The sequence below is a fragment of the Gordonia zhaorongruii genome, assembly GCF_007559005.1.
In the GTDB taxonomy this organism is placed as follows: domain Bacteria; phylum Actinomycetota; class Actinomycetes; order Mycobacteriales; family Mycobacteriaceae; genus Gordonia; species Gordonia zhaorongruii.
In genome coordinates this window covers 930594-945319 of record NZ_CP041763.1, presented here as the reverse complement: position 1 = coordinate 945319, position 14726 = coordinate 930594, and the positions used below count along the sequence as shown (strand labels likewise).

The window sequence follows — 14726 nt, the reverse complement described above, 5'->3', positions numbered from 1 at the left end:
CACGGTGACACATGCCGGGCGTGCGCGGTCCGGCAGGCGCAGGATCACGCCGTGCCCAGGGAGTCGATCGACGTCGCCAGCCACAGCACGGAGGCGCCGAGGGCCGCCATGCTCGCCACGTCGAACGCACGTCCCCGAACTTGGAGCAAGCCCACCCGACTGGTCGGCAGTACGGCACGGATCGTGGCGGCGACGAGGATCGCCGATCCGAACACGAAGGCGCCGCGGCGCCACCGGTCCAGCAGGATCAGCACGCCCGCGATCGCGATCAACGCCAGCACCACGTAGAACGGGATGTTGGCGATGACTCCGTGCAGGCGCCTGGCCCGCCGGATGCTCTCGATGCGGTTCTCGGCCATCAGTCCCCCGCGACCGCCGACTGAGATTCGGCGCGTTCGACGACGTTGGCGAGCAGGAAGGCGCGCGTGAGCGGACCAACGCCACCGGGGTTCGGCGACACGGCACCCGCCACGTCCCACACTTCGGGGGCCACATCGCCGATCAGCTTGCCGTCGATGCGGCTGACGCCCACGTCGACGACGGCGGCACCGGGCTTCACCATGTCCGCGGTGATCAGGTGTCCCACGCCCGCGGCCGCGACGACGATGTCGGCACGGCTCACCTCGGCGGCCAGATCACGGGTCCCGGTGTGGCAGAGCGTGACGGTGGCGTTCTCGCTGCGCCGGGTCAGCAGGAGGCCGATCGGGCGACCGATGGTCACTCCACGGCCGATGACGGTGACGTGTGCACCGTTCAGTTCGATGTCGTAGCGACGCAGCAGGTGGATGACTCCCCGCGGAGTACACGGGAGAGTCGACTCCTTGCCGAGCACGAGCCGACCGAGGTTGATCGGATGCAGACCGTCAGCGTCCTTCTCGGGAAGGATGCGCTCGAGCGCGGCGTTCTCGTCGAGATGCTTCGGCAGCGGCAGTTGCACGATGTAGCCGGTGCACGCCGGATCGGCATTGAGTTCGTCGATCGTGGCGTTCAGCTCGTCCTGCGATACATCGGCCGGCAGATCCCGGCGGATCGACGAGATGCCGACCTTGGCGCAGTCCGAGTGCTTGCCCTTGACGTACGAATGCGACCCCGGATCGTCTCCCACCAGGACCGTTCCCAGGCCTGGGGTGATGCCCGCGGCGCGGAGTGCGTCCACGCGCGTCTTCAGGTCAGTGAAGATCTCGTCTCGGGTGAGCTTGCCGTCCAGTCGAATCGCCGTCACGGTGTTCCATTGTTCCACTGACCGCCGTTTCGCGGGTCAGGCGGCTGCCATCTGCTGCGAGCGGGCGACGGCGAGGAACTCCTCGACGGTGACGTAGAAGCCGGTTGCGTCGTCGATCTGGAACCACACGGTCTGCCGCGGGTCGAGCGACTCGGTGGTGGTCGGAGCGGCGTTCTGGAAGTTCTTACCGATGGTGGTGGTGTTCAGGTTGGTATTCATGTGTATGCCTCCTAGGCATCGTTTGCAGGCAGCAGCACGAAGCCACTGCAGAAGTGTGTGGGTCTTGGGGCTCCGCTGTGGGCCCGATCAAGGGACTACGTGAGGTTCTCGTGATGTCGGCGCTTATCGGCGCGCTCATCCAGACCCGGAGGCCCTCAGGAGTTTCGCAGCTGCATCGGCGGACCTGGCAGGTCGACGCCCGTGGATGCTGCGGACAACACATCATCGCACGACCGTTCGACGGCGTCAAGGGGCATAGACTCGCTCCCGTGTTCCGGATCATGTTCTTCGCCCCCTGCATCCCGCCGAATACCGGCAACGCGATCCGGATAGCGGCCAACACCGGATGCGAGCTCCACCTGATCGAACCGCTCGGTTTCACCATGACCGATGCCCAGGTCAAACGGGCGGGACTCGATTACCACGACATGGCGAACGTGACTGTTCACCCGGATCTGGAGACCGCCTGGGATGCGCTGGCGCCCGAGCGGGTCTTCGCGTTCACCGCGCACGCGAGTCGTTTCCACACCGATGTCGAGTACCGGCCCGGCGATGTGCTGCTGTTCGGCCCCGAACCGACCGGACTTCCCGATGAGGTGCTCGCCGACTCGCACGTCACCGAGCAGCTCCGGATCCCGATGCTGCCGGGTCGTCGGTCGATGAATCTCGCCAACGCGACCAGCGTCGCGCTCTACGAGGCGTGGCGTCAGCACGATTTCGACGGAGCCGTGTAACTCCACCCGATTCCGCTCAGCACCAATCCCGTGACCGGGTGCCCACCTTCAGATCCAGTTTCTGGATCCGGTCGGCGACGACGGTCACCGCTCCTTCCGCGTTCTGCACCTTGCCGCGGATCAACATCGCCGACGCGGTCTGCGCGAGGGCCCGGTACCTGGACCACAGACCCACCGAGCAGACGACGTTCACCATTCCGGTCTCATCCTCGAGGTTCACAAACGTGACGCCCGACGCTGTCGCGGGACGCTGCCGGTGCGTGACCGCTCCCCCGACGAGCACGCGCGACCCGTCCGGCACCGACAGCAGTCCGTCCGCCGGGACCACGCCCATCGCGTCGAGACGCGGCCGCAGGTACTGAGTCGGGTAGGCGCGCGGCGATATCCCCGTCGACACCGCGTCCACCGCAGTCAGCTCCACTTCCGACATGCCGGGCAGCGCGGGAGCCTCCCTCGGCGATGTCATCTCCAGTTGATCCTCGCGCAGGCCGGCGGCGGCCCCCGCCTCCCACAGGGCGGACCGGCGGTCCAGACCGAAATCCGCGAAAGCTCCTGCGGTGGCGAGCGATTCCAGTTGAGCGAGGGTCAGTTCGGTACGACGCGACAGGTCGGCCACCGACGTGAACCCCCCACCCGATTCACGGGCGTCGACGATCCGCTGCGCCGCGTCGTCGGAGAGTCCGCGGACCGCGGCCAGCCCGATCCGCACGTCCAGACCGCCGTTCTCCAGACCCGCATACGACAGCGACGAGTTCACATCGGGCCGGTGCACCGTCACCCCGTGCCGCCGCGCGTCGGCGACCAGGGACTGCGGCGAGTAGAAGCCCATCGGCTGCGCCCGCAACAGCGCGGCGCAGAACGCAGCCGGATGGTGCAGCTTGAACCACGACGAATAGAACACCAACGACGCGAAACTCTGCGAATGACTCTCCGGAAAACCGAAGTTGGCGAAGGCGGCCATCTTCTCGTAGATGCGGTCAGCGGTCTCTCCGACGATCCCGTTCGTCTCCCGCATGCCGTCGTAGAACCGCCTCCGCAGCCGCTCCATCCGCTCCGGAGACCGCTTGGAGCCCATCGCCCTGCGCAGCTGGTCGGCCTCGGTCGCGTCGAATCCGGCGACGTCCACCGCCAGTTGCATCATCTGCTCCTGGAACAGCGGGATGCCCAGCGTCCGATCGAGCGACTTGTGCATGGACGGATGCTCGACGGCGGGTTCCTCCTCCCCGTTGCGTCTGCGGATGTACGGGTGCACCGACCCGCCCTGGATCGGCCCCGGCCGGATGAGCGCCACCTCGACCACCAGGTCGTAGAAGTTGCGGGGCCGCAGGCGCGGCAGGGTCGCCATCTGCGCACGCGACTCCACCTGGAACACCCCGACCGAGTCGGCCCGGCACAGCATGTCGTAGACGGCTTCCTCGGTCAGATCGAGTGTCGCCAGATCCACCTCGATGCCCTTGTGCTGCGCCACCAGATCGATCGCGTAATGCAGTGCCGACAGCATGCCGAGACCGAGAAGGTCGAACTTCACCAGACCGATGGCGGCGCAGTCGTCCTTGTCCCACTGCAGAACGCTGCGCCCGGGCATGCGCGCCCACTCCGTGGGGCACACGTCGGCGATCGGCCGGTCGCAGATCACCATCCCGCCGGAGTGAATGCCCAGATGTCGTGGCATGGCGGAGATCTGCGACGCCAGATCACGGACGTCGTCGGGCGCGGAGTCGGGGACCTTGCTCCACGCGTCCTGCTGTCCTGGTGCGTAGCCGAGCGCTCTGGCCATGTCGCGCACCGCGGACCGGCCGCGGTAGGTGATCACGTTCGCCACCTGGGCACTGTGTGCCCGACCGTGCCGCGAGTACACGTACTGGATGGCCTCCTCGCGCCGATCCGATTCGATGTCGACGTCGATGTCGGGCGGGCCGTCGCGCTCCGGTGAGAGGAATCGCTCGAACAGCAGCGAGTTGCCCACCGGATCGACGTTGGTGATGCCGAGCGCGAAGCAGACCGCCGAGTTCGCGGCGCTCCCCCGCCCCTGACACAGGATGTCGTTGCGTTTGCAGAACGCGACGATGTCGTGGACCACCAGGAAGTAGCCGGGGAACGTCAGCGTCTCGATGATCGCCAGCTCGTGATCTATCTGCCGGTACGCGTCCGGGCGCTGCGCGCGAGTCCCGTAGCGGCGCACCGCGCCCTCCTCGGTGAGGTGCCGCAGCCACGACGCCTCCGTGTGCCCTCCGGGGACGTCGAACGGCGGCAGGTTCGGCGCGATCAGTCCCAGCGAGAAGGCGCAGTCTGCCGCCATCTGCACCGCGTTGTCGATGGCCTCCGGATGAGCGGGAAGCAGCCTGGCCATCTCGTCGCCGCTGCGCAGGTGCGCCCCTCCCACCCCCGGCAGCCAGCCGTCGATGGTCGTGATGTCGGTGCGCGACCGGACGGCCGCCACCGCGGTCGCCAGCCGCCGACTGGACGGTCCGGCGAAGTGCGCGCCCGTCGTCGCGACCGTCGGTATCCGCATCTCGGCGGCGAGTCCGGCGAGAATCGCATTGCGCTCGTCGTCGGCGGAGTGGCCCGTGGCGGTCAGTTCGACGGCGACGTTGCCCGCTCCGAACCGGTCCACCAGATCGCCCAGCGCGGTCTGTGCGCCTTTGCGTCCGGCGCGCGCCAGCCCTCGACGCACCTCCCCCTTGCGGCACCCGGTCAGCACCAGCCAGTCCCCGTCCGCGGCCGCCTCGGTGATCGCATCGCCGTCGTAGCGCAGCAGCCCCTTCTCGCCGCCGGTCATATGAGCGTCGGCGATCACCCGGGACAGTCGCCGGTAGCCCTCGTCCCGGCGGGCGAGCACCAGCAGGTGATCGCCCGCCGGATCCACCGCGCCGGCGCGGGCCGCGTCGTGCTGCAACGACAGTTCGGCACCGAACACGGTCGGCATGCCGAACTCGCGGGCCGCCTCGGCGAAGCGCACCACCCCGTAGAAGCCGTCGTGGTCGGTCAGCGCCAGCGCCTTCAGCCCGAGCCGTTGCGCCTCCTCGACCATCGCCTCCGGCATCGACGCCCCGTCCAGAAAGCTGTAGGCGCTGTGCGCGTGCAGTTCCGCGAACGCCACCGTCGACGACCCGAACGCGATGTCTCCCGGCACGTACTCACCGCGCTTGCGCGACCAGGCCGGGGAGTCTCCCCCGTCGCCGCTCTGGCTGTTAGGTGCGAAGGTCTCACCGCGCCGATCCGCCGCCGACGGGGCACGCCCCGACAGCACCCGTTCCATCTCCGACCAGGTCGGCGGACCGTTACTCCAACCCATATCCCGATTATAGAACATACGTTCGATTACTGGAAGCTGCCGGAAGCAGCGCCGCCGACGCACACCTATCGGACGACTCCCGCCACATGTGAGAACCTGTTTCAGTGACCGGTTACCTAGTAACGGGCGCGGGGGGCTTCATCGGCAGCCGCGTGCTGCAACGACTTCTCGTGCAAGATCCCGACGCCCGCATCACAGCGCTCGTGCGTCCGAGTTCCCTGCCGCGCTTCGGCCGGCTACTGGAGTCCGTCGACGGCGGCGACCGCGTCGTCACCGTCACCGGCGATCTGACGTCGCGTGATCTCGGGATCACCGATGTCGGCGCGCTCGGCGACATCGACCATGTGGTGCATCTCGCCGCGATCTACGACATGACCGCGGACACCGCTTCCCAGGAGGAGGCGAACGTCGAGGGCACCGCGAAGGTCGCCGCGCTCGCCGTACGACTCGACGCGATGATGCACCACGTGTCGTCGATCGCCGTCGCAGGCGATTGGGACGGCGTCTACACCGAGGACGATTTCGACCTCGGGCAGGGTTTTCCGACTCCGTATCACCGGACCAAGTTCGAGGCCGAGAAGGCCGTCCGGGACACCGCCGGACTGCGGTGGCGCGTGTACCGCCCCTCCGCCGTCGTCGGCGACTCCCGCACCGGCGAGATGGACAAGATCGACGGCCCGTACTACTTCTTCGGCCAGCTGGCGCTGTTCGGGCAGTTGCCGTCGTTCCTGAAGATGCCGATGCCGAACCTCGGTGCGATCAACCTGGTTCCGGTCGACTTCGTGGCAGACGCCATCGCCGCACTGATCACGCATCGGCCCGATGACGACGGGCTGGTGTTCCACCTGTCCGACCCGCAGCGTCGCACCATCACCGACATGTTCAACACGCTGGCTCCCGCCTTCGACGCGCCACGCGGATTCGACGCACTGCCCCATACCCTGATCCGCCCGATCCTGGCAGCGGGAAGCCGCGGCCCGCTGCGGTCCGCACGCGGCCTCCTGGCCGCGCAGCTCGGCGTGCCGGACGTGATGTTCGACCTGATCTCGCTGCCTGTCGATTTCCGCAGCGACGACAGCATCGCGGCACTGCGGGAGGCAGACGTCGACCTGCCCGACCTCGCCGAGTACGGACCACGGCTGTGGAGTTACTGGCGCGATCACCTCGATCCGGCACGCTACCGACGCTCCGATCTTCGCGGACCGCTGGTCGGGAAGAACATCATGATCACCGGCGCATCGTCGGGCATCGGCAGGGCGGCCGCCCGCATGTGCGTCACGCGCGGCGCCAACGTCTTCCTCGTCGCGCGCAGTGCCGATCGCCTCACCGAGGCTGCCGACGAGATGAACGCCGAGAACGCCAAAGCCGGCCTGCCCGCGGGGCAGGCGTACGTGTATCCGGCCGACATCACCGACGAGCCGGCCGTGCAGACGCTCATCAAGTCGGTGCTGACCGAACACGGTCACGTCGACGTGCTGGTCAACAACGCGGGTCGCTCGATCCGTCGCTCCACCTTGAACGCCGCCGACCGTTCCCACGACTACCGGCGGACGATGGCGGTCAACTACTTCGGCGCGGTTCACCTGATACTCGCGCTGCTGCCGCACATGGTGGAACGCCAGTCCGGGCACATCGTGAACGTGTCGTCGATCGCCGCGCAGAGCCATGGCCCGCGGTTCGGCGCATACGGCGCGTCGAAAGCCGCACTCGAGGCGTTCAGCGACGCGACCGCCGCCGAGACCTTGTCCGATCACGTCACCTTCAGCACGGTGCGGCTGCCGCTGACACGCACGCGGATGATCGCCCCCACCGAGGCGTATCAAACTCAGCCCGGCATCTGGAGCGTGGACAAGGCCGCCAGCCGGGTGCTTCGCGCCATCGTCGACCGACCGAAGCAGATCAACACCCTTCTCGGCGACCTGGTCGACTTCGGGCATCACGCGGTTCCTCGCCTGACCAACCGGATCATGCATCAGGAGTTCCTGATGCTCGACGAGTCCGAGGCGGCGCTCGGCAAGAAGTCCTGAGTCACTCGTACACCCCTTCGACGGTCCACGACTGCTCCCGGTAGCAGAGCAGCAGGGCGCGCGAATCTTCCAGTAGCACTTGGGCTCTCGCCGATACTGCGGTGTCCGATCCGGCGCCCTCCACTCCGAACGGCCACGGCCCGGCCCACCAGCGGAGCCGGTACTGACGTCGCCCGATCCGCACATCGGTCGGTTCGGTCGTGAAATCCCCGCGCGCGGTCACCGTCACCGCCGCATCCTCCGCATCGAGGACCTCGGCGTCGACATGCGACAGCAGTGCCGGCGTCGGACGTGCCAACCGGTCGGGCCACGCCGCATCCGGATCGTGCGGGACCACGGGTTCGTCGCCCAGCGTGACGAGTGCGACTTGTTCGTCCGGACCGCGCCCACCGCTCCGGACCGGAACCCGCACGGACTCCCCGCCCAGCAGCCCTTGCACCCGCACCAGTGCCCGCCGGGCGCGGTCGCTGAGGCCTCCACCGACCGCGGCGGGCAGCCCCGCACCGGTGAACGCGTACTGCAGCGTGCCGGGGTCTACCACCTCGACCGGCTCCAGTCGCAGCCGGACGATCGGCGAATCGGGAGCCCCGCCGCCCGCCGCACGGCCTCCGGTCAGCCAGCCCTCCAGTTGCCAGCGCACCCGGTCGGCGGTCGCGTCCGGGGTGAGCGGCTGCGCGCATCGCCAGGTACGCGAATGCCGTTGTCCGCGTTCGGTCACCGCGTGCACCGTCAACCGCATGCACGCCAGCGATGATGCCGCCAGACGCTGATGCAGCTCTTCGGCGAGTCTGCGCCCCAGGAAGGCAGCGGCGTCGATCCGGTCGACCGGCGGATCGCATTCATGCTCCACGTCCAAGGCCGCGGGTACGGGCGCACGGCTGGGACGACGACCGGGGACAGCACGGGCGAGCCGATGCGCGTCGACCGCATCCGCGGTGAACCGTGAGGCCACATCCGCAGCGGGAAGTTCCGCGAACGACCCCAATGTCCGCAGGCCCAACCGCCACAGCAGATCGACCAGATCCGCACGCCCCGGCGCCGACAGCGACGGTTCGATGGTCAGATCGGAGATCGGACGAGTCGCCAGGTAGGCGGCGTCGGTCCCCGGCGGCACCGACTGACCGGATCTGGCGGCCAGAACCGCGGTGAACAGCTCGTCCGCCGTGCCGACGCACGCGGTGACACCAGCGGAGGCGGCCGCGTCGACGATCCGTTCGGCGAGCACGTCCTCCCCGCCGAAGTAGCGGGACGCTCGGTCCGCGGTGACGACGAGCAGCCCCGGCCGGAGTACCTCAGTCAGCGGCACCACGTCGCTGACGGTCCCGATCACCGGTTCGAACAGCCTGCCGTCGCGGTCCGGATCGGCGTCGCACACGATCAGATCCGGGCACAACGACTGCGCTTGGCGCTTCCGCATGCCCCGCCGGACTCCCACCGTGCGCGCCGCGCGCGAGCACGCCTCCACGCGTCCGGCGTGGAGCACCGCGATCGGGTCGGCGACGGTGCATCCGACCGACGTCGCTGCTGCCACTGCAGGCCAGTCGGGACACCACACGGCCATCACCCGGCTGTGCGCGCCCTCCATCGTGGTCAATTCGCCACCGCCAGCACGGGTCGCGGCTGCAGTTCCGAAGGCTTCTGCGGTTCCGAAGGCTTCTGCGGGGCCTGCCGGGAGCGCCCGTCGTCGGCCGACACCAGCATCAGGTTCCGCTCGTCCTCGGCATCGCCCATCCCCGGCGTTCTCAGTTCGAAGCGTCCGGAGACGGGCCGCGCACCGGACGCGGTCACTCGCACCTCCACACCGAAACCGCCGATGCGGCCGTACCCGCTGCGGCGGGCCGGTACATGCTGATACTCGGTCACCTCACTGGCGATGCGGACGGCGGAGCCCGGCCAGTCACCGAGCACCAGCAGAGCGGACGACTGCTTGCGTGCCCGACCTGCCAGCACCCGTGCCCGCGCGGGCGGCACGGGTCCGCGGCGCCGTCCGTATCCGGCGTCCGGTCCCAGCACCACGAGGTCGATGCCGTCGAGCAGCACGCCGGCCACTTCCAGCGGGTCCGCACCCGGTTCGGAGACCACCGCCACCAGATCCAGATCCGCCCCCATGTCCATGGCTGCGGCCAGGTTCAAGCGAGGAAGGCCGACCAATGCGACCGTCGAACCGGCACGAGTCGCCTCGGCGATGATCGCCATCGCGACGGTCATCGCGCCACTGCACGACACCACTGACCCTCGCGATAAGCCACCTCGCGGAAACAGTGGCGTCATGGCCTCCGGAACCGACAGCACCGACGTCTCCGATGCGTCCCCCGACATCCGGGAGAGACGCTTCCGAAGCGCCTCCACCTGCTCTTTCACTGGATCGTCAACACCGTCTTCGACGGCGGACCCCTGCCCAAACCGAGTCATCATTTCCCCAATCCCGGGTTCGAACTATTGTTCGATATTCTAGGTCGCGCCTCCGACAACCGTCAACGCCGACGGCACGACCTGCAGCCCAGCCACTACATTCGGTACCCATGCAGCAGTCCCGACTCATCCCGTTCGCCACGATCTCGGCAGCAGCGACCGCCATCGCGCTGACCGCACTCCCCTGGGTCGATCTGAAGCCGCTGGGACTGGACATCTCGTGGAACGGCCTCGCCATGAGCAGCGCGACCGGGTCCGATCCGGACATCGGACCGGCGGGCCGGGGGTGGCTGGTGATCGCCGCCTGCGTCGTCGCGCTGCTCGCCGCTCTGATCTCGTTGATGCCTGCGCCGTCGGCCCGCCCGTTCGCACGCCTGGCGAACGTCATCGCAGCCGTGGCCGCCTTTCTCGGTGCCCTGGTTCCCATGGCCGTGATGATCTGGCCGCAGTGGTACTACGGCGATCTTCTCGACGGTCTGGGCCTGAACGACAACCTGATCTCCGACCTCATTCCACCGAGTAAGCCGATCCTGGTGATCCTGACCATCGCCATGCTGATCACTGCCGCGATGTGCGCCTACGCCGCGCGCTCCACGACGCCGTCACCGGATCGACCGTCACCGAATCGACAGGGACCGGCTTCGTCCGCACTGGAGCCATGAACCAGGAGACCGTCACCGAGGCGATGGCACCGGACGCCATCAGCGCTGCGATCACGAGCAGCTGAAACCGGCCGGCGTCGATCGGCGATAGCCCGCCGAAGATCGCGCCGACGAACGCTCCCGGCAAGGTGACCAGCCCGGTGGTCTTGGCTTGATCCACGGAGGGCACCAGCGCACTGTGCACGGCCAGCCGTGCGATCGACGCGGTGGCCTGCCGAGGTGCGGCCCCGAGCGCGAGCCACGCCTCCACCTCGTCCCACCGTTCGAGCACCCCCTCGGAGAGCCGCCTGCCCGTCAACGTCGCGGTGTTCATGGTGTTGCCGATGACGATGCCCGCCATCGCGAGCACGTAACGCACATCGAAGTCGAGCGCACCGCTCGCGAACACCACGGTCAACGCGGTTCCCACACCCGCCGCGACCGCCCCGGCGACGAGCGTGGCCACACGCAGACGATTCCACCTCGTCGAGAGCCGCATCGTGGCCGTCCCGACGGCGACCGCGTACATGACGCCGACGCCGACCGCGACCAGACCCGGATGCGTGATGACGCCCGCCAGCGCCGCACTCACCACGGCGAGCTGTCCCGCCGCCCGCACGAGCGCCCACCCCGGCGCCCACCGCTGCGGAACGTCGTACCACCGGAGCACTGCAACGGCGATCACGGCGAGTGCGACGACGGAGACGACCGTCGGAATCAGATCGCTCGCAGGCATGCCACCATCCAAGCACCGAACAACCGGAACAGCCGGTCAGAACAGCGTCAGCGCCGGCTCTGCCTGGTTCTCCCGCATCGCGTCGGCCATCGCGCGCGCACGCAGTTCGTCCGCATCGGCAGGCCGCTCATCGCCAGACTGTTCGCCGCCGGGACTCTCGAGACCGTGCGCCCGGACCAGCGGCGTCATGCGCTCGCGCAGCCGGACCGCGTAGTCGTGTTGGACGAACTCCCCACGGCCGTACAGGGAGCGATAGCGCCGCAGCAGTGCCGGATGCTCGTTCGCCAACCAGTCGAGGTACCCGTCGTGCTCCGCTCCCAGCTGCAGCATCGACACCGATACTCGTTGCGCCCCCGCGTTCGCGAGCCTGCCGAGCAGCTCGTCGAGCGCGGACGTCGCGTCGGTGAGACACGGCAGCAGCGGCGCGATCCGCACGTGCGGCTCCAGTCCCGCTTCGGCGAGTACACGCACAGCCTCGATTCGCGACGCCGGAGCCGACCCACCGGGATCGGCACGACGCGACAGATCATCGTCGAGACACGGAACGGTCAGCGAGACGGTCACCGGGACCGCGTGCCGCACCAAGCGGAGCAACGACAGGTCACGCAGCACCAGATCCGACCCGGTGTGCACGACCATCGGCGTATCCGCCTCGGCCAGCGCGGAGATGACGCCCGGCATCAGCCGGTAGCGCTCTTCCAGCAGCCCGTACGGGTCGAGACCGGTGGTCCCGATCGCCACCGCGGATCGTTTCCACGACCGCCTGCGGAGCTCGCGCCGCAGCACGGCCGCGGCGTTCAGCTTCACCTGCACGCAGTCCTCGTCGGGCGCCATCGTCTCGATCGCGAAGTCGTGCGGATGGCTCCGATCGACGGTGACCGAGCGCAGCATCGCCGCCGCCAGCACCTCGTGCACCGTCAGCCGCGGGGCCTCTGGATGCCGCAGCGTCCGCACGAGGTCCGCGGTGACAAGCGCAGGCGACCCGTTCATGATCCTATGCGAACACATGTTCTATCGTTGCGTCAAGCGTCCTCCCCCGGCCCTTGCCTGCGGCACCGCCACCGGCAGTCGTACGCTCAGCGAGTCATCCACTCCACACCGTTCGGAGGAATGCATCGTGAACCGCACCGCCCTGCCCGCAGGCGTCATCGACCCCCATATCCACCAGTGGGATCCGTATCGCACGCCTCGTGAGGTCAGCACCCAGGCACGGTTGCTGCGTCCGCTGCCGCGCATCCCCCGGCTGTTGAAGTACGCACTGCCGCAGGCGGACCGGGAGTTCGTCGGCGAACCCCACCACGTCCTCAAGCCGTACCTGCCTGCCGATTACCGACGCGATGCCGACTCCGTCGACGTGTCGACGGTGGTGCACGTCGAGGCGAGCTGGCACGCCGCCACTCCCTGGGAGTCGGTGGACGAGACCCGTTGGGTCGCGGGCCTCCCCTTCGGTTCGGACGGATCACCACGTCTGGACGCCATCGTCGGGCACGCCGACCCGCGATCATCGAGCATCGCCGGAGTGCTCGACGCCCACCTCGCCGCCAGCCCGCTCTTCCGCGGGATCCGGTTCTCCGCGACCAATCACCCGGACCGGGGCGTTCGCGACTTCTCCACCGCACCCGGCGTTCTCAGCTCACCGGAGTTCCTCCGCGGTTTCGCCGAGGTGGCAGCTCGGGACCTGTCGTTCGAGATCTGGGTCTTCGCCCATCAGCTGCCCGATGCCGTCGTGCTGGCTCGGGAGTTCCCGGAGACCACGTTCGTTCTCGACCATTACGCGACGCCGGTCGGCGCCTTCGCACCTCGCGGCCGGGACACCGGGCGCACTCCCGCCGATCGGGATCGGATCCTGCGGCAGTGGCGCGACGACATCGCCGCCCTGGCCGAGTTCGGCAACGTGGTGGCCAAGCACTCGGGTCTCGGCATGCCGATGCTCGGCGGTCATCCAGACGACGGTGCGCTGTTGATCCGCCACCTGCACGACGTGTTCGGCAGCGAGCGGACGATGTGGGCGTCGAACTTCCCCATCGACAAGCCCGGGCACCGCATTCCGGACAGTGCTCGCCTGGTTCTCGACGTGCTGGGCTCCGACGCCGACCCCGCGAATCTGTTCCGCGACGTGGCCCGCCGCACCTACCGGATCGACGACCGCAACGGCCGGTCCGAGACGTCCGAGCGCCGGGATACCATCGAGCCATGACCGGAGCCGAGCCTGCACCCTCGTACCTCGTCGCCGGCCGCTACCGCCTGGTCAGGCGGATCGGCCACGGCGGCATGGGCGCCGTGTGGCTCGCGCGCGACCAGCTCCTCGACCGCGAGGTCGCGGTGAAACAGGTGCTCTCGACGGCGGGGATGCGCGAGGATGCGGCGGCCGCGAACCGTCAGCGCGCCATGCGCGAAGGACGACTCGCCGCACGGCTGTCCCACCGCAATGCGATCTCGATGCACGACGTCGCCCTCGACGGCGACGATCCCTGGCTGGTGATGGAGTACCTGCCGTCGCACAGCGTTGCCGACGTCCTGCATAACAACGGGTCGATGGCGCCGATCGAGGCCGCGCAGATCGCGGCTCAGGTCGCCGATGCGATCACCGAGGCTCACGCATCGGGCATCATCCACCGCGACATCAAGCCCGCCAATATCCTGATCGCGAGCAGCGGCCGTAGCGTCGGGCTCGTCAAGATCACCGACTTCGGCATCTCCCGCGCCAAGGACGACGTCTCGATCACCCTGACCGGCATCGTGACCGGAACACCGGCGTACTTCGCTCCCGAGGTGGCGCGCGGAGATGAACCCGGTGAGGCGTCCGACGTGTACTCCCTCGGCGCCACCCTGTACACGATGATCGAGGGTCACCCGCCGTACGGGAACACCGACAACTACGTCGCCACTCTTCACCGGGCCGCGAACGCGGAGATCGATCCGCCGACGCACGCAGGCGATCTGACTCCACTGCTGCTCACGCTCCTGAATCCGTCTCCGCAGGGGCGTCCGTCGATGGCGCAGGCACGCGACCTGCTCGTCCAGTACGCGGCAGGCGAGCTGGGTACGTCGGAACGGGTGCTGACCGGACTCATCCGCACGAAACCGCTGCGGGCGGCGTCTCGCCGCACACTCGCGCCCCCGGCGGCCTCGTCTGGGCCGTCCCAGCCTCCCCGCACCAGGGTTTCCGACCAGCAGAGCATGCAGGTCCCGCAGAGCATGTACGCACCTCGCGCGACGCCCGAACCGGTTCCGCCGCAGTATGTTTCGGGACAGCCGTATCAGCCCACCGCAGGGAACCCGTACAGCGGACAGCCGTATCAGCACTACCCGCAGCAGCAGCCTCCCAAGGACGGCAATCTCCCGCTGGCAGCCGCGATCTTCGCGATCTTCGTGCTGCTCACCGCGATCGTCGCGGGCATCATCGTCCTCGCTGCCTGAGGAATCTGACGCCTCTCGCA

At 68.5% G+C, this 14726-nt stretch carries 13 protein-coding genes; 5 read left to right on the top strand and 8 right to left on the bottom strand.

Features of this window, described 5'->3' with window-relative positions; translation table 11 throughout:
• Nucleotides 1-44: 44 nt before the first annotated feature.
• The 3 genes from FO044_RS04285 to FO044_RS04275 are packed head-to-tail and all read right to left on the bottom strand — an operon-like array spanning nucleotide 45 to nucleotide 1441.
• Complete coding sequence (locus FO044_RS04285; protein WP_132993952.1) at nucleotides 45-359, bottom strand: DUF3017 domain-containing protein; 315 nt, start codon at nucleotides 357-359, stop codon at nucleotides 45-47.
• A complete protein-coding gene (locus FO044_RS04280) occupies nucleotides 359-1222 on the bottom strand; it encodes a bifunctional methylenetetrahydrofolate dehydrogenase/methenyltetrahydrofolate cyclohydrolase (RefSeq protein WP_132993953.1) in 864 nt (287 codons plus the stop codon). Before FO044_RS04280 ends, FO044_RS04285 begins: the two co-directional genes overlap by 1 nt.
• Before the next feature lie 36 nt (nucleotides 1223-1258).
• A complete protein-coding gene (locus tag FO044_RS04275) occupies nucleotides 1259-1441 on the bottom strand; it encodes a hypothetical protein (RefSeq protein ID WP_132993954.1) in 183 nt (60 codons plus the stop codon).
• Between the two features lie 269 nt (nucleotides 1442-1710).
• On the opposite strand from FO044_RS04275, the gene FO044_RS04270 reads away from it, so the two are divergent.
• Nucleotides 1711-2175 (top strand): tRNA (cytidine(34)-2'-O)-methyltransferase, encoded by a 465-nt coding sequence (locus FO044_RS04270; protein ID WP_132993955.1) that lies wholly within the window; start codon nucleotides 1711-1713, stop codon nucleotides 2173-2175.
• Nucleotides 2176-2191: 16 nt separating this feature from the next.
• On the opposite strand, the gene FO044_RS04265 is transcribed toward FO044_RS04270, so the two are convergent.
• On the bottom strand, nucleotides 2192-5470 hold the full coding sequence (locus FO044_RS04265; protein ID WP_132993956.1) for an error-prone DNA polymerase: 3279 nt from the start codon (nucleotides 5468-5470) through the stop codon (nucleotides 2192-2194).
• Between the two features lie 104 nt (nucleotides 5471-5574).
• Here FO044_RS04265 and FO044_RS04260 point away from each other — a divergent pair, with 104 nt between their 5' ends.
• Entirely contained in the window at nucleotides 5575-7497 is a 1923-nt protein-coding gene (locus FO044_RS04260) for an SDR family oxidoreductase (RefSeq protein ID WP_132993957.1), read from the top strand.
• A 1-nt stretch (nucleotide 7498) separates the two neighbouring features.
• Here FO044_RS04260 and FO044_RS04255 read toward each other — a convergent pair whose 3' ends face one another.
• A complete protein-coding gene (locus FO044_RS04255; RefSeq protein ID WP_132994121.1) occupies nucleotides 7499-9082 on the bottom strand; it encodes a DNA polymerase Y family protein in 1584 nt (527 codons plus the stop codon).
• 5 nt (nucleotides 9083-9087) lie between these two features.
• Entirely contained in the window at nucleotides 9088-9705 is a 618-nt protein-coding gene (locus tag FO044_RS04250) for a DNA recombination/repair protein RecA (RefSeq protein ID WP_235831520.1), read from the bottom strand.
• Nucleotides 9706-10019: 314 nt separating this feature from the next.
• Here FO044_RS04250 and FO044_RS04245 point away from each other — a divergent pair, with 314 nt between their 5' ends.
• A complete protein-coding gene (locus FO044_RS04245; protein ID WP_186290583.1) occupies nucleotides 10020-10571 on the top strand; it encodes a hypothetical protein in 552 nt (183 codons plus the stop codon).
• Here FO044_RS04245 and FO044_RS04240 read toward each other — a convergent pair.
• Nucleotides 10468-11286, bottom strand: a complete 819-nt coding sequence (locus FO044_RS04240) for an ABC transporter permease (protein ID WP_132993958.1) — start codon at nucleotides 11284-11286, stop codon at nucleotides 10468-10470. The genes FO044_RS04245 and FO044_RS04240 overlap by 104 nt on opposite strands.
• A 36-nt stretch (nucleotides 11287-11322) precedes the next feature.
• The gene (locus FO044_RS04235; protein WP_244945787.1) at nucleotides 11323-12276 is read right to left on the bottom strand and encodes a radical SAM family protein; all 954 of its coding nucleotides are present in this window, start codon (nucleotides 12274-12276) and stop codon (nucleotides 11323-11325) included.
• A gap of 127 nt (nucleotides 12277-12403) precedes the next feature.
• On the opposite strand from FO044_RS04235, the gene FO044_RS04230 reads away from it, so the two are divergent.
• Both FO044_RS04230 and FO044_RS04225 read left to right on the top strand, forming a co-directional pair.
• The gene (locus FO044_RS04230) at nucleotides 12404-13483 is read left to right on the top strand and encodes an amidohydrolase family protein (RefSeq protein WP_235831522.1); all 1080 of its coding nucleotides are present in this window, start codon (nucleotides 12404-12406) and stop codon (nucleotides 13481-13483) included.
• The gene (locus FO044_RS04225; RefSeq protein WP_132993960.1) at nucleotides 13480-14706 is read left to right on the top strand and encodes a serine/threonine-protein kinase; all 1227 of its coding nucleotides are present in this window, start codon (nucleotides 13480-13482) and stop codon (nucleotides 14704-14706) included. The genes FO044_RS04230 and FO044_RS04225 overlap by 4 nt, the downstream gene beginning before the upstream one ends.
• Nucleotides 14707-14726: the final 20 nt, after the last annotated feature.